Source organism: Pseudomonas sp. FBCC-B1565, from assembly GCF_059133265.1.
The window spans coordinates 45,407-66,471 of record NZ_CP101438.1 but is presented as its reverse complement, the minus strand read 5'-3'; the positions used below and the strand labels follow the sequence as shown (position 1 = coordinate 66,471).

The window sequence follows — 21,065 nt, the reverse complement described above, 5'->3', positions numbered from 1 at the left end:
CCATGAGCCGCGTGCTGATTCGCAATGCCCGCCTGGTGAATGAAGGCCAGGAATTCGACGCCGACGTACTGGTCGCCAATGGCCGCATCGAGAAGATCGCCGGCAGCCTTGACGGCTATAACGAGCCAGTGGAAATCGACGCCCAAGGCCAGTGGCTGCTGCCGGGCATGATCGATGACCAGGTGCACTTTCGCGAACCCGGCGCGCCGGACAAAGGCAGCTTCTACAGCGAATCCCGCGCCGCGGTGGCCGGTGGCATCACCAGCTTCATGGACATGCCCAACACCAGCCCTGCCACTTTGGACCTGGAAACCCTGGCCGATAAAAAACGCCGCGCCGCCCTGCATTCGGTGGCCAACTATGGCTTTCACTTCGGCGTGAGCAACGACAACCTCGACACCGTCGCCGCCCTCGACCCGCGTGAAGTCGCCGGGGTCAAAGTGTTCATGGGTGCGTCCACCGGCAATATGCTGGTGGATGACCCGCGGATCCTGGAGCGACTGTTCGCCGAAGTGCCGACCATCCTGCTGGCCCATTGCGAACACACGCCGAGCATCCAGGCCAACGAACAACGTTTGTGCGAGCGCTTCGGCGACAAGATCCCCGCCGTCGCGCACCCACTGATCCGCGATGCCGAGGCGTGCTATCGCTCCTCGTCCTTTGCCGTGGAATTGGCCAAGCGCCATGGCACGCGCCTGCACGTGCTGCACCTGACCAGCGCCCGCGAACTGGCGCTGTTCGAAGACAAACCCCTGGCCGAAAAACGCATCACCGCCGAAGTCTGCCTGCACCACCTGCTGTTCGATGACCGCGACTATCACCGCCTCGGCCACCAGATCAAATGCAACCCGGCGATCAAGAGCCGCGCCGACCGCGACGCCTTGCGCCTGGCCTTGTTGAGCGACCGCCTGGATGTGATCGGCAGCGACCACGCCCCGCATGGCTGGGCGCAAAAACAGCTGGATTACCGTGAAGCGCCGGCGGGCTTGCCGCTGGTTCAGCATGCCCTGCCCGCGCTACTGGAGTTGGTAGCCGATGGGCACCTGCCGCTGGCGACCCTGGTCGCGAAAACCAGTCACCGCGTCGCCGATCTGTTTGCCATCCCCGATCGCGGTTATCTGCGCGAAGGCTATTGGGCCGACCTGGTGCTGATCAAACTCGAGCCCGGAGGCAAACCGGTCAGCAGCCAACCAATCCTGGCCCGCTGCGGCTGGACGCCTTTCGCCGAGCGCAGCTTTCGCCATAGCGTCAGCACCACCTTGGTGTCCGGGCACCTGGCCTTTCATAACGGTCAGGTAATAGACAGCTGCCAAGGATTACCTTTGCATTTCCAGCGCTAGAGAAGACGGCGATGATCCGCATCACCCTGCCAGACGGCACCCAACGCGAGTACGACGGCGCTTTGTCAGTTTATGAAGTGGCTGCCAGTATCGGGGCGGGGCTGGCCAAGGCAGCGGTTGCCGGCCGCGTCGAGGGTGAGCTGGTGGATTGCGAGCACGTGCTGGAACAGGACACCCGGCTCCAGATCATCACCACCCAGGATCGCGAGGGGTTGGAAATTCTGCGCCGCTCCTGCGCGAGCCTGTTGGCGATGGCCGTCAAACAACTGTTTCCCGCCGCTCAACGGGTAGCCGGGGCGGTAGTCGAAGACGGTTTTTACTTTGACTTGGCCTACGAACGCGTCTTCACACCGACCGACCTGGAACTGCTCGAGGCGCGTATGCGCCAGCTGGCAAACACCAATCATTCGGTACGGCGCTTGGGAGATTTTGACGCCCCAAGCCAAGGCCCCCTCGTGCCGAGCACGGGTGTGATCCAGGCCTTCAAACTGACCAGGGTTGTCAGCAGTGCGTCACAGCAGCGCATTACCGGCACCTGCTGGGCCAGCCAGCAGGTGGCGGTGCTCACGATGAGTCAACACCAGGTCGACTTCGGCCAGCAGGTATGCGATGCACTGAAAGGCGTGGGCGTGCGGGCGATCATGGACCGGCGCAGTGAGAAGATCGGCTACAAGATCCGCGAACACAGCCTCCATAAAACGCCGTATTTGGTGATAGTTGGCGAGAAGGAAAAAACCGGCGGTTACGTCAGCCTGCGTAGCCACCGGGGAGAAGACCTCGGCCAGATGAGCGTCGAGGCCTTGTGCGAAAGGCTTAAGCGCGAGGCTTGACCGTACCGCAATCGTTACCCAGCCACTGGGCGTGGCTGTCCAGGCTGCCCTTCTGCTGAATGCCGGTGGCATTGAAGGTGCCGTTGACGGTGGTCGTAAACTCTTTCTGGCTTTGGAACGTAGCTACACCCGTGCCCTGGGCTTTCGGGCAACTGAAGCGGAATTTCCACTGGTTGCCGGTCTTGTCGGTCACTTGCTGTTTGCAGCCCGATTGCGGGTCGGTCAGGGGGATAGAATCAGAGGCCACCTGTGCCGGCGTCAGGCACACCTGCACGCCTTTGCCAGCCATGGTGATGCCTTGTTTTTCCAGCATGGCGCGCTGCTCAGGGGTCATCTGTTGCTTGAGTTGACCGAGGATCAGCGACAGGTCCGGCAGGTCCTGGTTATCGACTTTCATATTGCTGGTGGTCAATTCCCACAAGCCCGGCGCCAGCATCTGCGCCTGTGCTGCCACGGGCAGCGACAAACCAATAACCATGGCTAAACCAAGCAGACGAGCATTCATCGGGTAACTCCTGGGCAATTGTTGGCGTTAGACGCCGCAAAGGCGTCAGTGTTGCACGCCAAATAAAATAGCGACATTCGTGACCGAACATGGTCTGTTAGGCACTGGATTGTCTGGAGTACCGTCGTCCATGGATTTTTTTGGCCCGCACCTGCTCGCCTACTTCATCGCCACGCTGCACTTTCTCGGGACTCTCGCCGCGATCCACGCGGTGCTGACCGTCAGGACCGCCCAAGGCTCGATCGCCTGGGCCTTGTCGCTGATGTTCATGCCCTACCTCACGTTGATCCCTTACCTGATCTTCGGCCGCAGCACGTTCGACGCCTACATCCAGGCCCGCCGCCAGGCCAACCAGGAAATGCACACCGCGATCACCGCGCTGAACTGGCGCCCCTGGGTCGAGGAAGCCCTGGCAGCACGCAACTCCAGCGCCTACACCTCTTTGCGCGCCATGCCCAAGCTGGGCCGCATGCCGTGCCTGGCCAACAATGAAGTGCGCTTGTTGATCAATGGCGAGGCCACGTTCAGCGCAATCTTCGAGGCGATCCGCAACGCCAGGACAGCCGTGCTGTTCCAGTTTTTCATCATTCATGACGACGAGCTTGGCCGCCAACTGCACGCCCTGTTGAAGGAAAAAGCCGCTGAAGGCGTAGACATCCACGTGCTCTACGACCGCATCGGCAGCCACGCCCTGCCCCATCGTTATGTACAATCGCTGCGCGACGCCGGGGTAAAAGTCAAAGCGTTCGCCACCCGCAGCGGCTGGCTCAATCGCTTCCAGGTCAACTTCCGCAACCATCGCAAGATCGTGGTGGTGGACGGCATCACCGGGTTTGTCGGCGGGCATAACGTCGGCGATGAATACCTGGGCAAGAAACCACCGCTGGCGCCGTGGCGCGACACCCATGTGCAGGTTACCGGCCCGGTGGTGGCGTGTTTGCAGGAGTCGTTTGCCGAAGACTGGTTCTGGGCGGCACGCGAGTTGCCGCCGCTGATCCTGCCGGACGCCTACCCGGAAGACGGCGTGCTCTGCCAATTGCTTGCCAGCGGTCCCGCCGACCCATATGAAACCTGCTCATTGTTTTTTGTCGAGGCCATCCACGCGGCGACCGAACGCGTATGGATCACCAGCCCGTACTTCATCCCCGACGAAGCCGTGTTCGCCGCCCTGCGCCTGGCGGTGCTGCGCGGGGTCGATGTGCGCCTGTTGCTGCCCTCACGGCCCGACCACCGCATCGTCTACGCGGCGTCCAGCCTTTACGCGATCGAAGCGGTGCGCGCCGGTGTGCGGGTGTTCCGCTACACGCCGGGGTTTCTGCATCAGAAGGTGGTGTTGGTGGACAGCGAAATCAGCGCCATCGGCAGTGCGAACATGGACAACCGTTCGTTCCGGTTGAATTTCGAAGTGATGTTGCTGACGGTCGACGAAGCCTTCGCTCGGGAAGTCGAGCAGATGCTGCTGGACGACTTCGCCCTGGCCCACGAGGTCAGCCAGCAAGAAAGCCGCGAGACCCGCCGCCTGCAACAACTGGGCATGCGGGTCGCGCGGCTTATTTCACCGATTCTCTAACACACTGCGGTGAACCCTGTGGGAGGGGGCTTGCCCCCGATAGCGGTGGTTCAATCAACTCAGGCATTGGCTGACACACCGTCATCGGGGGCAAGCCCCCTCCCACACTTGGACCTTCATTGTTCTCAGAAACGGGGTTAGCGGTAGATATCTTCCCGCGTCCACGGCAGTTCGTGGCTGCCATCGGCATGGGGTTTCACCGCCAGAATCTGGTGCAGGTTGATCCAGCCCCGGGCAAACGCATACGCACAACCGGCCAGGTACAGCCGCCAGATGCGCAACGCCTGCTCCGGCACCATCTTCGCCGCCGCTTCAAGATTGTCTTCCAGGCGCTCGCTCCAATGGTCCAGGGTGCGCGCGTAGTGCAGGCGCAGGCTTTCGACATCGACCACTTCCAACCCGACTTCGCTGATTTCGGCGGTCATCATCGCCAGGTGCGGCAGCTCGCCGTTAGGGAACACATAACGCTCGATGAACTCCCCGGCGCCACGGCCGACCGGGCGACCATCGGTGTGCTTGGCGGTAATGCCGTGGTTCATCACCAAGCCGCCTTCGCGCACAGCGCCAAACAGGGTTTTGCAGTACTGCGCCAGGTTGGCGTGGCCGACGTGTTCGAACATGCCCACGCTCACCACTTTGTCGAAACGGCCGTCTTGCGGCAGGTCGCGGTAGTCGAGCAATTGCAGGTCCACCTGATCTTGCAGCCCTTCGGCCTTGACCCGCTCGCGCGCCAGGGCCAACTGCTCCTTGCTCAAGGTGATGCCAAACACTTTGACCCCGAACTCCCGCGCAGCAAACCGCGCCAACCCACCCCAACCACAGCCTACGTCGAGCAAATACTCACCCGGCTGCAGCCGCAGCTTGCGGCACAGGTGGCGAAATTTGTCTTGTTGCGCCTGGTCGATGGATTCGCTGCCGGTTTCGAAATAACCGCAGGAGTACGCCATATCCTGGTCCAGCCACAGCTGGTAGAACTCGTTGGACAGGTCGTAATGATAGGAAATGGCCGCTGCGTCGGTGGCCTTGTCGTGGATCGAGCGCACCGGACGACTCCCCTCGTCGTCTTCGATCAGGGCATGACTCAATTCGTCACACACCCGGATGACCTCGGAGATAGAGCCTTCCAGCTCCAGTTTGCCCTCGACGAAGGCTTCGCCCAGTGAATCGAGCGTGGGATGGGTCAGCTTGGTCACGACCGTGGGGTCCTTCACCACGATGGTTACACTGGGCTCGGGGCCCAAGTTGAATTCATGGCCGTCCCAGAGTCGAAGACGCAGCGGTAGCTGAAGATTCTGTAAGGCCGGTGGAAGTTGCGCGAGCATGAGTAGTCCCCCCTTGTTTCAGACGTCTGCTGTGAGGGTAGACCATCCCAAGACAAAGTAGGAGGCTATCGATTTGATAGCCGTCTTCTATGGGGCTCGGCGCTCGAGCAAACCGTCCTGAACCCACTGTTTCAGCCACGTCACGGCCTGCAGTGGGGCACCCTCTGCATAAGTGACTGCCAGTTCCGCGCACAGTTCTGAAAAACTCCAGCCGGTGGTCACCATGCCTGCCAGGGCGCAGACTTCAGCGGGTTCCAGGCTGCGGTAATGGCACACATTCTGGTGCCGCCACACCAGGCAGATGTGCGCCGGGTCGAGCGTATGACTGTGGGGGAAGTCTGAGTCATCCTTGCTGGCGCGCCAGATCGCCACGGTATTGAAGTGGCAGAGGACCTGTTGCACGGAGGGCGCCAGCGTGACTTGCAGGCCCGGCCAGTCTTCAGGCGCCAGGCTTGCCATGTCGTGGAGGGTCAGCCGTTCGCCCTGCGGCGCATCAAACGCCAGGGTAAACGCCCACTCCAACCGCGCCAGCTCCGCCAGCGGCGCACTTTGCTCCGCCACCAGGTGCTCAAGGATAAACGTCGGGAAACGCTCACCCAACCAGCGCAGGCTGTAATGGGCCGAGGGATAACGGCGCACGTAGGCTTTGGTCAGCGCGGCGAATTCATCATCCCCCAACCAATAGTGAATGGCGCTGAAGTCATGCCGCAAGACGTCCTGCAACCGCGAGATATAGGCGTTGTGATAAATCGCCAGGCCCGTGTCCACATCCAGCGTCGGCCCGCCCAGCAGGGTCGCGGCGAAGCCACTGTTGGCCACGGGTGTTTCGGATAACAGGTGCTGTTCAAAGGCCAACTGCCAATCGGTCAGGCGCATAAAGGTCTCCTGGCCAACGCCATGGCCCCCAGCTCACGGGCCTTGCTCAGCTCGGTCAGCAACTCTTCGAAGGGTGGAAAATGGTCGTCCCGCTCCAACAGCGTGGACACAGGGCCCAGGTGCTCCAGCGTTTGTTGATAGAGCGCCCACACCGGGTCACACACAGGGTGGTCATGCGTATCGACCACGTAGTCGCCGTAGTCCATGTGCCCTGCCAGGTGCAGCTGGCGGATGCTCTGCGGCGGCAGGTTGCGGATAAACGTCCAGGCATCGAAACCATGGTTGCGCGAGCTGACGTACACATTGTTGACGTCCAGCAACAACTGGCACCCCGACAGGTGGGCCAGGGCGTTGAGGAATTCCCACTCGGTGAATTCATCGGCCTTGGAGCGCACGTAGCTGGAGACGTTTTCCAGCACCAGCGGACGTTCCAACACATCCTGCACTTGGCGCACGCGGGCGGCCACGTGGTAGAGGCTTTCTTCGGTGTAAGGCAGCGGCAGCAGGTCATGCAACTGGTGGGCGCTGCCGCGGCTCCAGCACAGGTGATCGGACACCCACGCCGGCTGGATACGCTCGGCGAGCTGTTTGATCTGCTTGAGGTAGTCGGTATCGAGGGCATGCGGCCCGCCGATTGAGAGGGACACGCCATGCATCACCAGGGGATAACGCTCGGCTATCGCATCCAGGTAGTACAAGGCTTTACCGCCCTGGACCAGGTAATTCTCGGAGATCACTTCGAACCAATCCACGGCCGGCGATTGTTCGAGGATCTGCTGGTAGTACTCACTGCGTAAACCCAGGCCGTAACCGAGGCTTGGAAGGGAGGCAGGCATAAGACACTCCTGGGAAGTGTCCGCAGCGGTGAGGGGCAGCCGCTGCGGGAGCACTGGGTTGCCGGTTATTCGCCGACGGTGCCGCCCTTGGCGTCGCACATCGACTTGGTCATCGACAGGAAGCCCTGGCCTTTGCAAGAACCCTGACCTTTGCACGCATGGTCCTTGGTCTTGCAGTCGTTCTGGCCTTTGCAGGCGTTGACGCCATAGCAGTGAACGGTGGCGTCTGCAGCCTGCACCTGGGTGGCAACACCGGCAAACATAGTGGCGGCAGCCATAGCGAGAGCGGCACCAGCAGCAGCGGATTTGATGTTCATTGTTGTGTTCCTCATGATCGTAGGGGTGTCGGTCTGAACGGATTGTTCAGTCTCGACATACCACTAGAGTGAGGCCCCTCATCCGCGTTACAGCTGTGTGCAAAAATTTCTGAAAATTATTCTTCAAGCTTCAAAAGGGGTTCCTGAAAGCGCAGCAAACGCCCGGCATTGCCCAGTACCAGCAAGGTACTGAGGTTATGCAACACCGCCGCAATCATGGCCCCGGCAGCGCCCAACCAGCCAAACGCGGCGAATATCACGATAGCCAAGGTCCAGCCCAGACCGATGATCACGTTGACCTGCAGCGTCTGCCGGCACTGGCGGCTCAAGCGCACGCACGTCCCCAGGCGCCGCAAGTCACTGCCGATCAACACCACATCCGCCGACGCCAGGGCGATATCCGCCCCGCCCGCGCCCATGGCCACCCCGACCACACCGGCCTTGAGCGCCAGCGAATCGTTGATGCCATCGCCCACCACCATCGGCCGGAAACCGCTGCCGATTTCACCCAGCACGCGGTTGAGCTTGTCTTCCGGCAGGGCCTGGGCTTCGACGTCGCTGATGCCCACGTCCAGCGCCAGGCTGTCCGCGACGCTCTGGCGGTCGCCGGTGAGCAACAGTTGGCGACCAAGGCCGAGGTCACGCAGCTCTTGCAGGGCCTGGCGGGCTTCCGGCTTGACGCTATCGGCCAGCAGCAGCCAGGCCAGGAACTGACCGTTCAACGCCAGCCCGGCGATGGGGCCATCGTGGTTCGGCACCGCGGTGGTCAAGATGCCCAACTGCTCGAATAACTCCGGGCGGCCCAAGGCCGCTTCGCCCTGATCGGTATGCGCCACCACGCCGAGGCCCTGGCGTTCGCGGATGTCCGTCAACGCCAGCATTTGTTCCTGCGTCGCCAACCCCGCCAATGCCCGGCTGACCGGGTGGCTGCTGGCCGAGCCCAGGCTCGCCGCCAGGTTCAACAGTACCTGCCGGTCCGGCGCCGTGGTGTCGATGGATTGCAGGCGCAAGGTGCCAAAGGTCAGGGTACCGGTCTTGTCGACCACCAGCGAGGTCAGGTCCGCCAGCTCTTCGAGGAACGCCGAGCTGCGAATCAGAATCCCATGCCGCGCCGCCACGGCGATCCCGGCAATCGCCGTGGCCGGTGCCGACAGCACCAACGCACACGGGCACGCCGCCACTAGCACGGCGAGCATCGCCTGGGCGTCATTGGTCACAAACCAAGTCACCGCCGCCAACAGCAGCACCAGCACCATATAGCTGCCGGCATACCGCTCCAACAGCCGCGTAATCGGCGGCTTGGAACGCTCGGCGTTCTGCATCAGCGCGATGACTTTGCCCAGGGTGGACTCGTTCCCGGTGCGGGTCACTTGCAGGCGCAGCAACCCATCGAGGTTGATCGCCCCACCAAACACCTGCACACCCACGCTGGCTTCCAGCGGTACCGACTCACCGGTAATCGGCGCCGTGTCCAGGCTCGCCTGGCCCGACAGCACCACGCCATCCGCCGGCACCCGGTCGCCGGCACGCACCTCGACGATGTCGCCGGTATTCAGCGTGCCGTTGTCCACTTCCTGGATGCTGCCATCGGCCTGCACCAAACGCGCATGGCTGCGGGTCAGCTTGCCCAGGGCATGGATCGCCTCCTGGGAACCGATCACGCTGCGCTCTTCCAGCACATGGCCAAAAATCATGATGATCGGCAGCAACGCGGCGGTCAGCAGGTCACCGGTGGCCCAGGCGCCGAGCATGGCCAGGGCGATCAGTAGGTCGGTGATGCCGTGCAGGCTCGGGAACCGCAGGCTGTACCAGGCCGAACGCATCACCGGCACCGCCACCAACAGCGACGCGACACCCAGCAGCAACTGGCTCACGCCGCTCTGGTCCGGCGCCAGCCAGCGCCACACCAGGCCCAGCACCAGCAACCCCAGGGCCAGCATGGCCAGGGTCAATTGCCGGGCAGCACTGCGCTGCTCGGCGGAGGTCAGCATGGGTGCGCTCATTGTTCAGCTCCCTGGATGATCAAGCGGGAGTCGTCTTTCGGATCGACCGTGGTCACGGAACCTGCCTGGCCGAGAATTTTCGGCAGGCGCTCGCGGTACAGACGCAGCAGCAGGCCTGGGTCTTTCACCTGGGCCAGGCTGGCGACCGTGGCGGTTTGCGCCTGGGCATTGGCCAGGCGTTCACTGGCCTGGGCATGGGCGACTTGCACCAGGCGGTCGGCCTGCTGGGTCGCGGTCTGGGTGAGTTTCTCGGCGTCGGTGCGCGCGTTGGCCACGGCTTTATCCGCCTGCTGGCTGGCGGTGAGCACCGCATTGAAGGCATTCACCGCCGGGCCTGGCAGGCTCGACTGCACGTCGACGCGGGTCACTTCGATACCCAGCCCCAAGCCTGTGGAAGCCAACTCCACGAGACGCTTGTTGATGCCTTGCACCAGGTCGCCGCGCAGCCGTTCGCGACGTTCAGCGGCGCCGTTGTCGGTGCCGATCAGCTCGGGGCGGGCCACCAGGATCGTGTCCAAGTCACGCGCGGCGGTCAGGGCCACGGCGCTGCGGGTCACCAACCGATCCAGGGCCGGCAGCACATGCTCGCCCTGCAACACAAAGGCGTAAGGCTCGGTGACTTTGTAGAACACCCGCACATCCAGCTGCACCACGCCGGCATCGCCAGTCAGCAGGTAACCGGAACCGGCCAGTGCATCACTCAACGGCGTGGCAAAACTGGCGACGCGGTCGGCCTGGGTCGCCGCATCGGAACGCAACAGGTTCTCCACCCGACGCTCGATCACCCGGTCGGCCGCCGGCAACAGCACCACCTGCTCGAACGGCCGCGGCCAGGCCAGCAACAGCCCGGCATTCTGGATGCGGTCGAGGGCGCCGAAGTGCAGCACCACAGCGCGGTTCTGCGGGTCAATCTGGCGCACATTGGAAAACGCCCAGGCCAGTGCCGCCAATACAGTCACCGCATACAGCGCCAGGAAGGCCAGGCGCCCGGCCTGGATCCACGGGCTGTCCGGGCTGTCACGCTCGGTCATGGCTGCATGTCCTTCGGCCCATCCACCAACGCGCGGAACGGTGCAGCGTCGGTGCGCAGGATGATCTTGGTGCCCGGCGTGACCACGGTGCCCAAGGTATCCAGCGAGCGCAGCAGGTTATACAACTGCGGATTGCCGGCGTAGGCGCGGCCATAGATCTGCGCGGCTTCGACCCGGGACTGGGCCTCGATATCGGCGGCTTTCACCGTGGCGTCGGCCTGCACGATGCGCGCATCGCGCTCGGCGGCAGAGCGGATCTGCGCCGCCTCGCGTTTGCCCACGGCGGTACGTTCGGTGGCGATGGTTTCACGCTCGGCGCGCATGCGGTCGACGGTGGCCGTCAGGGTCACCGACGGCAGCGTCAGCCGTTCGATCCCGACCTGGACCACGCGCACGCCGTAGGTATTGAGCAATTGTTGATCAATCTGCTGGCGCAGTTGTGCTTCAAAATCAGCGATGCGCACCTGGCTGGCATCGGTGTTGATCAGGCTAGACAGGTCGAAGCTGGCCGCCGTGGTTTCCAGCGCCGAGCCGACAAAGGTGCGGATCTGCCGCGCCGCTTCATCCGGCTGGTTCTGCACCGCACGCATGAAGCGCTGCACATTATCCGCATCGCCCTGCACCTGCCACGCCACGTACGCCTGCACGATGATGCGCAGGCCATCGCGAGTGCCCACATCCTGCAAACCGCTGGAGGTGGTGCGCAGGCGCAAGTCCACCGGGATCGCCGCTTCGAACGGCGCCGGCCAACGCCAGCCCAGGCCGGGCTCCAGCAACACCCGCGCCGGGTTGCCGAACCGGGTAATCACCGTGGCCTCGCCGGACCGCACCTGCACCAGGCTGGCGGCCGCGACCGCAAACAGCACCAGCAACACCGCCCAGGCCATGCGCCGCCAGGGGAATGGGCCGGCGTGCTCATCAGCGTGATGATGGTGGTGGTGATGGCCATGATGATGACCGTGATCGTGAGAATGAGCGCTCAACGGACCGACTCCTTATTGAACGGCTTTACGCGGCTGCAAAGGATCGGCCGGCAAGGTAAAAGAACGCAGATCGATCGTTGGCGCGCCATCGGCGCCCAGGCGATGATCCAGGATAAGCAGCTTGGCGTGGGCCAGGCCCTGGCTGAGTTGACCCAAGTACTGTTCCAGCACGAACGCCTGGCCGGCGGTGGCGTAGGCCTTTTGTTCGGCGGCAAAACGCAGGTCGGCGGCCTGGGCGCCGGCGTTCACTTCGCGGGCGGTGGCCGTGGCCTGGTCGCGTGCGGTGCTGGCTTGCAGCAGGGCCTGGTTGGTTTGCTCACTGGCCGCGCCGCGCTCGCGGGAGATCAGCGCCTGGGCGCCGATCTGCGCGGCTTGCACGCCGTGGTAGGCGTTGGCAGCGCCGGCCGGTGGGTGGATCGCCTCGACCACCGTGGCGAGGATTTCCACACCGCTGCCGAGCGTTTGCAGGTCAGCCTGCACGGCGCGGCCGATTTCGTCGGCCAGGTTCGTACGTTGCTCGCCGAGCAATTCGTCAAGGGTGCGCGAGGCAAAGTCATGCACCAGGATGCGGCTGGCGGTGCTGCGGATCAGGCTCGGCACATTGGCGCTGTTATAGGTGGCAGCGAGCGCGGCCTGGTCGGTGAGGCCGATGCGGTAGACGAAACGCACGTCCATGTTGACGATCTGGAAGCTCTGCTTGTCGCCGCTGCCGCTGGCGATCACCTGGGACTTGTCGTTCACATGGCTGGCGTCCCACAGGCGGTTGGCGATCAGCGGCGCCGGGCCTTCAGCGGGCGCCAGTTCCGGCGTGGCGGCTTCGCTGACACTGGTGGCCAGCTCGTGCACTACGCCGTTTTCGACGCTGATCACACGGCCCAACGGCCAGGGCAAGCCCGCATGCAAACCGGGGCCGAATACCTCGACGGGCTTGCCGAAGCGCTCATAAATCCCACGGCCTTGCAGGGGCACTTCGTGCACGCCGGTGAGCACCCAACCTACCGCCAGCACCACCAGCAGCACCGGCAGGAACGCCCGGCGCATGTAGGTAAACGCCCAGATCTGGCGCAGGTCGATGCCGAAGCGGTTGTGCAATTCGTGCTGCAAGGCGAGCAAGGGTTGAGGCGGCCAGCGCAGCAGACCGGCGATGAAGCTTTGTGCCATCAGACGGGGTTCGAGGCGGGGCTGGCGTGGGCTGAACAGCGACAACACGGCCCTGAGCACAAACTCCAGCGAGACCAGCGCCGGCAGCAGGCCGATCAACACCGCCAGGCGCAATGGCCAGACCGACTCGGCACCGGCGAACAGCAGGCAAATCGCACTGAGCACCAGGCACACAATCGCCACCCGGCTCAACTGCGCCAGTTGCGCGGCTTCGGGCCATTGCGCGGTGGTTTCCTGGGCCAGGCGGCGTTCAAATACCAGCAAGCCAAACGCCAAAGCCAACGCCAGCGCTGCGCCAATGCTGGCCGACTGGCCGACCGGTGCGGCAGGCAACCCCAGGTTCCAGAACTCGACAACGCTGATCAACGCCAGCAACGACCAGCCACCAAGCCACAACACGGGTGCGCCGATCTGCTTGGCAAAACGCAGCATAAAGCGTGCATAGCGGCCGGGGTCTTCAAGCGGCACTTCAACCGCAGGTTCTTCCAACGCTTGGGCGCGCCAATCCGCCACCCACCACGCCGACTGCAGCCCGGCCACCAGCAACAGCAACGCCGATGCGCAGTTGATCAACACCACCGGCCAGATCGACAGCGGCGCAAACAGCGCGACAAACAGCGCCAGCACCCAACCGGCAACGGCCAGCACCGTCAGGCTGATACCGGCCTGGCGCAATCGACGGGCATGGAACTGCCCTTGTTGAAAACGCGGAAGGCCTTCTACCGAAGCACCGTCAGTTTCCAGATCCACTTGCATCGACTCAACGCCCACCCGAACACAGTTCGTTACGATATAACACGGAGCGTGAAATTTTTGTTCGATAAACATCGCGTTAAGCGGTACACCGTTCCCCTGTGGGAGGGGGCTTGCCCCCGATAGCGGTGTGTCAGTCAACACCGGTTTCAACTGGCCCATCGCCATCGGGGGCAAGCCCCCTCCCACATTTGATCTACCGCACCGTCAAGATCGTGATTAACCCCCCAGAAACACGCGCCATCACTGGTGCAGGCGAGGATTAATCGGCACACTCCAAAACAGTTTTTCGCGGGTCCACGGACAAGGAAGCGTCACCCCCCATGATTTCGATCTATCAGCTCAAACCGCGTTTTCAAAACCTGCTGCGCCCACTGGTGCAGCGCCTCTACGACAATGGCACCACCGCCAACCAGATCACCGTCTTGGCCGGCGTGGTTTCGCTGCTGGTCGGCCTGCTGATCGCCAGCTTCGCCACCCACCTGTGGCTGTTCGCGCTGATTCCGCTGTGGATGATCCTGCGCATGGCCCTCAACGCCATCGACGGCATGCTCGCCCGGGAATTCGGCCAGCAGTCGCGTCTGGGCGCCTACCTCAATGAACTGTGCGACGTGATCGCCGACAGCGCGCTGATCCTGCCGTTTGCGCTGATCCCCGGTGTGAGCCTGGCGCCGGTGCTGCTGGTGGCGCTGCTGGCGGTGTTCAGCGAGTACGCCGGTGTGCTGGGGCCGATGGTCGGTGCATCGCGCCGCTATGACGGTCCGATGGGCAAGAGTGATCGTGCCTTTGTACTCGGCGTATTGGCCACCGGTGTGGCACTGGGCTGGCTGGGCGCCGGCTGGGTCGACGCGGTGATGTGGCTGGTGGCTGCCCTGCTCGCCTACACCCTGGTCAACCGGGTGCGCCAGGGCCTTAAAGAACAACAAGAAACCTCACCGATTGCATAAGGATTTTTGCGATGCGCGAACAGCAGCAGCACACCTTCAGTACCCATGATGGCGTCGAGCTTTTCTATCGGCACTGGCCGGCCACCGAGAACACCGGCCAGCGCCAGGCCATCGTGCTGTTCCATCGCGGCCATGAGCACTCAGGGCGTATCGCCCACCTGGTGGATGAGCTGAGCCTGCCGCAATTCGACTTCTTCGCCTGGGACGCCCGTGGCCACGGCCAGTCCCCCGGCGAGCGCGGTGACAGCCCCAGCTTCGCCACCAGCGCCCGCGATGTGCAGACCTTCTGCGACCACATCGGCGCCACGTATGGCATCGAGGAAGAAAACTTCGCCGTCATCGCGCAAAGCGTCGGCGCAGTGATTGCCGCGACCTGGGTGCACGATTACGCGCCGAAAATCCGTGCCCTGGTGCTCGCCTCGCCGGCGTTCAAGGTCAAGCTCTACGTGCCGTTCGCCCGACCGGGCCTGGCGTTGATGCGCAAGTTTCGCGGCAACTTTTTCGTCAACAGCTACGTCAAGGCCAAGTTCCTCAGCCATGACCCGGAACGCGTGGCGTCCTACGACAGCGACCCGCTGATTACCAAGGCGATCTCGGTGAATGTGCTGCTGGGCCTGTATGAAGCGGCCGACCGTGTGGTCGCCGATGCCCAGGCGATCCAGGTGCCGACCCAGTTGCTGGTCTCCGGCTCCGACTTCGTGGTGCACCGCAAACCCCAGCAGCAGTTCTTCGACCGCCTGGGCAGCCTGAAAAAAGAGCTGCACATCCTCCCCGGTTTCTTCCATGACACCCTCGGCGAACGTGATCGCGCCAGCGCCGTGAGCAGCGCCCGGCGCTTCATTCTGCAGAACTTCGAACACCCGCTGGACCGCGCCTCGTTGCTGGACGCCGACAAACTCGGCGCCACCTGCGCCGAATCCGAAGCCCTTGCCGCACCGCTGCCGCGCAACTCCCTGCGCGACCTGTACTGGCGCATGACCCGCGCCAGCATGGGCCTGGGCAAGAACCTGTCGGACGGGGTGAAACTGGGCTTCGACACCGGTTTCGACTCCGGCAGCACCCTGGACTACGTGTACCGCAACACGCCCACCGGCAAGGGCGGGCTGGGGCGGATGATCGACACCAACTACCTCAACTCCATCGGCTGGCGCGGTATTCGCCAGCGCAAGCTGAATGTGGAGGAACTGCTGCGCCTGGCCATGGCCAGGTTGCGTGGTGAAGATCGTGAAGTGCGCATCGTCGATATCGCCGCCGGCCACGGTCGCTACATCCTGGAAGCCTTGCAGGGCGTGTCGCCACTGCCGGAATCGATCCTGCTGCGCGACTACAGCGACATCAACGTGCGCGACGGTGGCGCGTTGATTCGCGAGAAGGGTTTGGGGGATATCGCGCAGTTCGTCAAAGGGGATGCGTTCGACCGCCAAGACCTGGCGGCACTCGACCCCAAGCCGACCCTGGCTGTGGTGTCCGGGCTGTATGAGTTGTTTGCCGATAACGGCATGGTCGGCGGTTCGCTGGCCGGGCTGGCCGAAGCGGTGGAGCCGGGCGGTTACCTGGTCTACACCGGCCAACCGTGGCACCCGCAGTTAGAATTGATCGCCCGCGCCCTGACCAGCCACCGCCAGGGCCAGGCCTGGGTAATGCGCCGGCGCAGCCAGGCAGAAATGGATCAACTGGTGGAAGCCGCCGGTTTCCGCAAGATCACCCAGCGTGTGGATGAATGGGGCATTTTCACCGTGTCCCTGGCACAGAAGATCTGAACATGCGCGAACCCGGTTTATTGAAACCCGCGGTGCTGTGGCTGCTGCTGTTGGCGCCGCTGTTCTTCAGCACCTACGGCTTTGCCACCTGGGTCACCAGCCAGCGTAGCGACGTCGGCACGCTGGTGTTCGGCTGGGAAACCCATATGCCGTTCTGGGCATGGACCATCGTGCCCTACTGGTCCATCGACCTGCTCTACGGGTTTTCGCTGTTGTTGCCCAACACCCGCCATGAGTTGAAGCAGCATGCGCTGCGCCTGCTGAGTGCCCAGGTGATTGCGGTGAGCTGCTTCCTGATCTGGCCGTTGCGCTTCACCTTCGAGCGGCCGGAGCTGGACGGCGTGTTCGGCTGGCTGTTCGCGGTGCTGGCCGGGTTCGACAAACCGTTCAACCAGGCGCCGTCTCTGCATATCGCGCTGCTGGTGATCCTGTGGGTCATGTACCAGCGTCACACCCAGGGTTTCTGGCGTTGGCTGGTGCACGGCTGGTTCGCGTTGATCGGCATTTCGGTGCTGACCACTTATCAACATCACTTTATCGACTTACCCACAGGCGCCCTCGCCGGGTGGATCTGCGTGTGGTTGTGGCCGGTGGAACATCCGAGCCCGTTGTTGAGTGCACGGCTGACGCGAGATCCCACGCGTTGGCGGTTGGGCATGCGCTATGGACTTGGCGCGATGCTGTTGGCGATTCCAGCATTTGTATTGGGCGGCGCCTGGCTGTGGCTACTGTGGCCAGCGGTTTCCCTGGGGTTGATCAAGGCCAATTACTTCGTGCTGGGCGCTGCGGGTTTCCAGAAACGCACTGATGGCCGACTTACACCCGCCGCACGTTGGCTGTATGCACCGTATCTGGCCGCCGCCTGGATCAACTCGCGCCTGTGGACACGCAAACATCCACAGCCCGACCTGATTGTGGATAACGTCTGGCTCGGGCGGATGCCTACCACAGGCGAGCAAGCGCGCTTCAAGGCTATCGTCGACCTGTGTGCCGAATTACCGATTAATCCACAGGGACGCGCCTATCAATCCATCCCCGTGCTGGACCTGATCGCACCGACCCCGACCGAATGCCTGCAAGCCGCCCAAGCTATCGAGCATCTGCGCGCCAGCGGCCCCGTGCTGGTGTGCTGCGCCCTCGGCTACTCGCGCAGCGCTACCGCCGTCGCCGCCTGGTTGCTGCACAACGGGCGAGCCGCGACGGTAGAGCAGGCGCTGACTATCATTCGTACAGCACGGACCGATGTGGTCCTGCATCCCGCACACCGAGAAGCGTTGGAGGGTTTGCCCCATGCCCGCTGATATGGAACTGCTGGTGGTTGCAAGCCTGCTGCGTCGTGGCCGTTCGCTGGATCAGTTATCCACAGGCCTGACCCTGGCCGGTGTGCTGTTCGGCCTGGCGCAGTTGTTGATGGCGAGTATTTCGATCATCTGCCTGCTGCTCAGCCTGTGGATGATTATCCTCGGGCTGCTGCAAAAGTACTGGGCGCTGCGCGTGGCGTTCGACGCCGACCTGTTCGCCCTGCTGGCCCGTGACATTGAGCGCACGCCGGACCTCGACCAGGCACTGCTGACCCTCGGCCTGCAATCGGCCAAGCGTATCGGCCGGCCCTGGACCGAACGCCGTCGCGGCGCCCTCAAACTATTGCGCAAACAAGCCTGGCTGCTCGGCGCGCAAGCGCTGCTGACCCTGGGCGTGATCCTCGCCAGCCCCTGGCTGCCTTTCGCCGGATAAGGAATCCCCATGTTCGAACCCGTGGTCGCCACGCTGATTACCTCCATGGCCCGCACCGTCACCGGCGCCCGCAGCCTGTGGTTGGGCTGCGCGCCGGTGCCAGTGCAACGCATCTACTTCTCCAACCACAGCAGCCACGGCGACTTTGTATTGCTGTGGGCGTCATTGCCGCAGAACCTGCGCAAATTCACACGTCCGGTGGCCGGCAGTGATTACTGGAACAAAAGCGCCTTGCGCCGCTACATCATCAACCGCGTATTCAACGGCGTGTTGATCGACCGCGAACGCAAGGACCCTGTGGATAACCCCTTGCAGCCGATGCTCAACGCCCTGGAAGGCGGTGACTCGCTGATCATTTTCCCGGAAGGCACGCGCAACCTCGAAGACGGCCTGCTGCCGTTCAAAAGCGGCCTTTATCACCTGGCGAAAAGTTACCCACAGGCCGAGTTGATCCCGGTGTGGATCGCCAACCTCAACCGCGTCATGCCCAAGGGTCGCGTGCTGCCGCTGCCTTTGTTGTGCACCACCAGCTTCGGCGCCCCGCTGCAATTGGCAGACGGCGAAGACAAAGCCGCCTTCCTCGCCCGTACCCGCGATGCTCTGCTCGCCCTCGCCCCGGAGCACGTCTGACATGGCTAGCCAAACCCTGATGTTGTTCGGCGGTATCGGCGCGATCCTGGTGCTAGCCTCGCTGATCGGCCTGATCCTCAAGCTGCGCACCCGTGGCACGCCCAACACGGTGATCGACAACCTCAACGCCCGGATCAACGCCTGGTGGGTCATGGTGGTGGTCATCGGCATCGCCTTCTGGCTCGGCACCGGCGCGGTGATCCTGCTGTTCTACGCGGTGTCGTTCTACGCCCTGCGCGAATTCCTCACCCTCACCCCCACGCGCCGCAGCGATTACCCCGCGCTGGTCGCCGCGTTCTACCTGGCGCTGCCGCTGCAATACCTGCTGATCTATTCGGACTGGTACGGGCTGTTCTCGATCTTCATCCCGGTGTACGTGTTCCTGCTGCTGCCGATCCTCGCCTCCCTGGGCGGCGATAGCACGCACTTCCTCGAACGCGCCTCGAAAGTGCAATGGGGCCTGATGATCGCGGTGTTCTGCGTGTCATTCGTGCCCGCCCTGCTCACCCTCGACATTCCCGGCTACGAAGGCCGTAACCTGCTGCTGATCGCCTACCTGGTGATCGTGGTGCAGCTGTCGGACGTGTTGCAGTACGTGTGTGGGAAGTTGTTCGGCAAACACAAGATCGCGCCCAACCTGTCGCCGTCCAAAACCGTCGAAGGCTTCGTCGGCGGGATTCTGCTGTCATCCCTGATCGGCGCTGCGCTGTGGTGGACCACACCGTTCAACCCGTGGCAGTCGTTCCTGATTGCGCTGCTGATCAACCTGCTCGGCTTTGCCGGCGGCATCGTGATGTCGGCGATCAAGCGTGATCGAGGCGTGAAGGACTGGGGGCATATGATCGAAGGGCACGGCGGGATGCTGGATCGGCTGGATTCGGTGTGCTTTGCGGCGCCGATCTTCTTCCACCTGGTGCGCTACTGGTGGACCTGAGGTCACCGCTCTAAGGCCAAATAACGATCAACCTGTGGGAGGGGGCTTGCCCCCGATGACGGTGTGCCAGACAACACATGGGTAGCTGACACACAGCAATCGGGGGCAAGCCCCCTCCCACATTCGTTCTGTGGCACTGTGCCGAAAGGTTGAATCATTCCCTCAAGGCTGCCGGCTCCCTGATGGAAATGCCCGCGTTTTCGTTAACGTTTTTCGCGAGCAAGCTCGCTCCTACAGTGATTCACAGGCATCAACCCGGCAAATGCCCCAGCGGCAACGCCCCTGGGGTTTTCACGGTCTGGATCGCGAAGTTGCTGCGAATGTCCCTCACCCCCGGTAGCTTCAACAAACTACCGGTCACAAACCGCTCATACCCGCGCAAATCCGGCACCACCACCTGCAACAGAAAGTCCGACTCCCCCGACACCAGGAACGCCGAGATCACTTCCGGCAACGCCGTTACCGCCTCGCGGAAGGCATTGGCCTCGGTGTCGTTATGCCGCTCCACCTTCACGCCCACGAACACCATCATCCCCAGTCCCACTTCGTCACGGTCCAGCGTGGCCTGGTAGCCGCGAATCACGCCGGCTTCCTCCAGCAGGCGTACCCGTCGCAAGCAAGGCGAGGCAGACAGGCCGATTTCGTCAGCCAGTTGCACATTGCTCAAGCGGCCGTCACGTTGCAGGGCTTCGAGAATCTTGCGGTCAAACGCATCGAGTTTCAGATTTGGCATAAATGAATGGCCGATCAGATATTCAGTGGCAGAGAGTGCCAAGACTAGACGCTTTTCTGGCTGACTACGCAAGCACCTGCCCCGCACTTGCGCCCTAGAATTGGCCGACACACAAGGGGGGTGAAACATGGCGGAACTCTGGTTATTCCTGGTGGCTCTTTCGGTGGCGTATCTACTGCCGGGGCCGGACATGATCCTGCTGCTGCAAACCGGCGCACGCCAGGGCAAGGCCTTGGCGCTGACCACTGCGATTGGCCTGGGATTGGCCCGCGCCTGTCATGTGGCGCTGGCGGGCATGGGCTTGGCGACGTTGTTCAAAGTGGCGCCCTGGACCTTCGATGTGGTGCGCCTGGGCGGCGCGGCGTATCTGATGTGGCTTGGCGTGCAGTGCTTGCGTGCGAACATGCTGCCGGCACTCGACACGGCCCATGGCGCCACACCGGCCCGCGCCTGGCGTGCAGCCTTTCAGCGCGGCCTGCTCACCAACCTGCTCAACCCAAAGGCCCTGCTGTTCTGTTCGGTGCTGCTGCCCCAGTTCATCAACCCCCAGGCCGGCCCGGTGGCGGCGCAGTTTGCGTTGCTGGGTGTGATCCTGGTGGCCGTCGGTTTCGCCTTCGACTGTTGCTACGCCCTGGCCGGGGCGCGCATCGGTCAGTGGCTGGCACGCAATCGCTCGGCGCAGCGTGTGCAGCAGTGGTTATTCGGCAGTCTTTTGATCGGTTTTGCGGTGCGCCTCACCTTTGTGCAACACGCCTAGCGGGTCGGCGTATCTGCGTCATCTTTTGTATCAAAGACGCGTG

Annotated in this window: 20 protein-coding genes; 10 read left to right on the top strand and 10 right to left on the bottom strand. The window is 63.1% G+C overall.

Features of this window, described 5'->3' with window-relative positions; translation table 11 throughout:
- Positions 1 to 2 precede the first annotated feature (2 nt).
- Both NL123_RS00235 and NL123_RS00230 read left to right on the top strand, forming a co-directional pair.
- Positions 3 to 1,340, top strand: coding sequence for a dihydroorotase (locus NL123_RS00235; protein WP_494357020.1), 1,338 nt, complete (start codon positions 3 to 5; stop codon positions 1,338 to 1,340).
- A gap of 11 nt (positions 1,341 to 1,351) precedes the next feature.
- Positions 1,352 to 2,170 (top strand): His/Gly/Thr/Pro-type tRNA ligase C-terminal domain-containing protein, encoded by an 819-nt coding sequence (locus tag NL123_RS00230; RefSeq protein ID WP_248485443.1) that lies wholly within the window; start codon positions 1,352 to 1,354, stop codon positions 2,168 to 2,170.
- Here NL123_RS00230 and NL123_RS00225 read toward each other — a convergent pair.
- Positions 2,154 to 2,675, bottom strand: coding sequence for a DUF3617 domain-containing protein (locus tag NL123_RS00225; protein WP_071494695.1), 522 nt, complete (start codon positions 2,673 to 2,675; stop codon positions 2,154 to 2,156). The two genes, NL123_RS00230 and NL123_RS00225, sit on opposite strands and share 17 nt — an antisense overlap.
- 130 nt (positions 2,676 to 2,805) lie before the next feature.
- Here NL123_RS00225 and cls point away from each other — a divergent pair, with 130 nt between their 5' ends.
- The gene (cls, locus tag NL123_RS00220) at positions 2,806 to 4,245 is read left to right on the top strand and encodes a cardiolipin synthase (protein WP_494357019.1); all 1,440 of its coding nucleotides are present in this window, start codon (positions 2,806 to 2,808) and stop codon (positions 4,243 to 4,245) included.
- Between the two features lie 137 nt (positions 4,246 to 4,382).
- On the opposite strand, the gene cfaB is transcribed toward cls, so the two are convergent.
- The 8 genes from cfaB to hflK (NL123_RS00180) all read right to left on the bottom strand — a co-directional run bounded on the left by cfaB (position 4,383) and on the right by hflK (NL123_RS00180) (position 13,530).
- A complete protein-coding gene (cfaB, locus tag NL123_RS00215; protein ID WP_071494697.1) occupies positions 4,383 to 5,567 on the bottom strand; it encodes a C17 cyclopropane fatty acid synthase CfaB in 1,185 nt (394 codons plus the stop codon).
- Positions 5,568 to 5,654: 87 nt separating this feature from the next.
- Positions 5,655 to 6,443: an HvfC/BufC family peptide modification chaperone gene (locus tag NL123_RS00210; protein ID WP_494357018.1), complete on the bottom strand. Its 789-nt coding sequence runs from the start codon at positions 6,441 to 6,443 to the stop codon at positions 5,655 to 5,657.
- A complete protein-coding gene (gene bufB, locus NL123_RS00205; RefSeq protein WP_248485446.1) occupies positions 6,434 to 7,279 on the bottom strand; it encodes an MNIO family bufferin maturase in 846 nt (281 codons plus the stop codon). Before bufB ends, NL123_RS00210 begins: the two co-directional genes overlap by 10 nt.
- Before the next feature lie 65 nt (positions 7,280 to 7,344).
- Positions 7,345 to 7,596, bottom strand: a complete 252-nt coding sequence (bufA2, locus tag NL123_RS00200; RefSeq protein WP_058424339.1) for a BufA2 family periplasmic bufferin-type metallophore — start codon at positions 7,594 to 7,596, stop codon at positions 7,345 to 7,347.
- Positions 7,597 to 7,712: 116 nt separating this feature from the next.
- On the bottom strand, positions 7,713 to 9,599 hold the full coding sequence (locus tag NL123_RS00195) for a cation-translocating P-type ATPase (RefSeq protein WP_494357017.1): 1,887 nt from the start codon (positions 9,597 to 9,599) through the stop codon (positions 7,713 to 7,715).
- Complete coding sequence (gene hflK, locus NL123_RS00190; RefSeq protein WP_248485448.1) at positions 9,596 to 10,630, bottom strand: protease modulator HflK; 1,035 nt, start codon at positions 10,628 to 10,630, stop codon at positions 9,596 to 9,598. Before hflK (NL123_RS00190) ends, NL123_RS00195 begins: the two co-directional genes overlap by 4 nt.
- Positions 10,627 to 11,613 (bottom strand): protease modulator HflC, encoded by a 987-nt coding sequence (hflC, locus tag NL123_RS00185; protein ID WP_494357016.1) that lies wholly within the window; start codon positions 11,611 to 11,613, stop codon positions 10,627 to 10,629. Before hflC ends, hflK (NL123_RS00190) begins: the two co-directional genes overlap by 4 nt.
- A 12-nt stretch (positions 11,614 to 11,625) precedes the next feature.
- Positions 11,626 to 13,530 (bottom strand): protease modulator HflK, encoded by a 1,905-nt coding sequence (gene hflK, locus NL123_RS00180; RefSeq protein ID WP_494357015.1) that lies wholly within the window; start codon positions 13,528 to 13,530, stop codon positions 11,626 to 11,628.
- Between the two features lie 320 nt (positions 13,531 to 13,850).
- Here hflK (NL123_RS00180) and NL123_RS00175 point away from each other — a divergent pair, with 320 nt between their 5' ends.
- Genes NL123_RS00175 through NL123_RS00150 form a run of 6 tightly spaced genes read left to right on the top strand, consistent with a single transcriptional unit; the run spans position 13,851 to position 19,532 of the window.
- The gene (locus NL123_RS00175; RefSeq protein WP_058424344.1) at positions 13,851 to 14,474 is read left to right on the top strand and encodes a CDP-alcohol phosphatidyltransferase family protein; all 624 of its coding nucleotides are present in this window, start codon (positions 13,851 to 13,853) and stop codon (positions 14,472 to 14,474) included.
- Positions 14,475 to 14,485: 11 nt separating this feature from the next.
- The gene (locus NL123_RS00170; protein WP_494357014.1) at positions 14,486 to 16,234 is read left to right on the top strand and encodes a bifunctional alpha/beta hydrolase/class I SAM-dependent methyltransferase; all 1,749 of its coding nucleotides are present in this window, start codon (positions 14,486 to 14,488) and stop codon (positions 16,232 to 16,234) included.
- 2 nt (positions 16,235 to 16,236) lie between these two features.
- Complete coding sequence (locus tag NL123_RS00165; RefSeq protein WP_494357013.1) at positions 16,237 to 17,535, top strand: phosphatase PAP2/dual specificity phosphatase family protein; 1,299 nt, start codon at positions 16,237 to 16,239, stop codon at positions 17,533 to 17,535.
- A complete protein-coding gene (locus NL123_RS00160; protein ID WP_494357012.1) occupies positions 17,525 to 17,968 on the top strand; it encodes a hypothetical protein in 444 nt (147 codons plus the stop codon). The genes NL123_RS00165 and NL123_RS00160 overlap by 11 nt, the downstream gene beginning before the upstream one ends.
- Positions 17,969 to 17,977: 9 nt before the next feature.
- Entirely contained in the window at positions 17,978 to 18,598 is a 621-nt protein-coding gene (locus NL123_RS00155; RefSeq protein ID WP_494357011.1) for a lysophospholipid acyltransferase family protein, read from the top strand.
- A gap of 1 nt (position 18,599) precedes the next feature.
- Complete coding sequence (locus NL123_RS00150) at positions 18,600 to 19,532, top strand: phosphatidate cytidylyltransferase (RefSeq protein ID WP_494357010.1); 933 nt, start codon at positions 18,600 to 18,602, stop codon at positions 19,530 to 19,532.
- A 250-nt stretch (positions 19,533 to 19,782) separates the two neighbouring features.
- On the opposite strand, the gene NL123_RS00145 is transcribed toward NL123_RS00150, so the two are convergent.
- Complete coding sequence (locus NL123_RS00145) at positions 19,783 to 20,256, bottom strand: Lrp/AsnC family transcriptional regulator (protein WP_025854407.1); 474 nt, start codon at positions 20,254 to 20,256, stop codon at positions 19,783 to 19,785.
- Positions 20,257 to 20,392: 136 nt separating this feature from the next.
- Here NL123_RS00145 and NL123_RS00140 point away from each other — a divergent pair, with 136 nt between their 5' ends.
- Positions 20,393 to 21,022 (top strand): LysE family translocator, encoded by a 630-nt coding sequence (locus tag NL123_RS00140; protein WP_494357009.1) that lies wholly within the window; start codon positions 20,393 to 20,395, stop codon positions 21,020 to 21,022.
- The last annotated feature ends 43 nt before the right edge of the window (positions 21,023 to 21,065 follow it).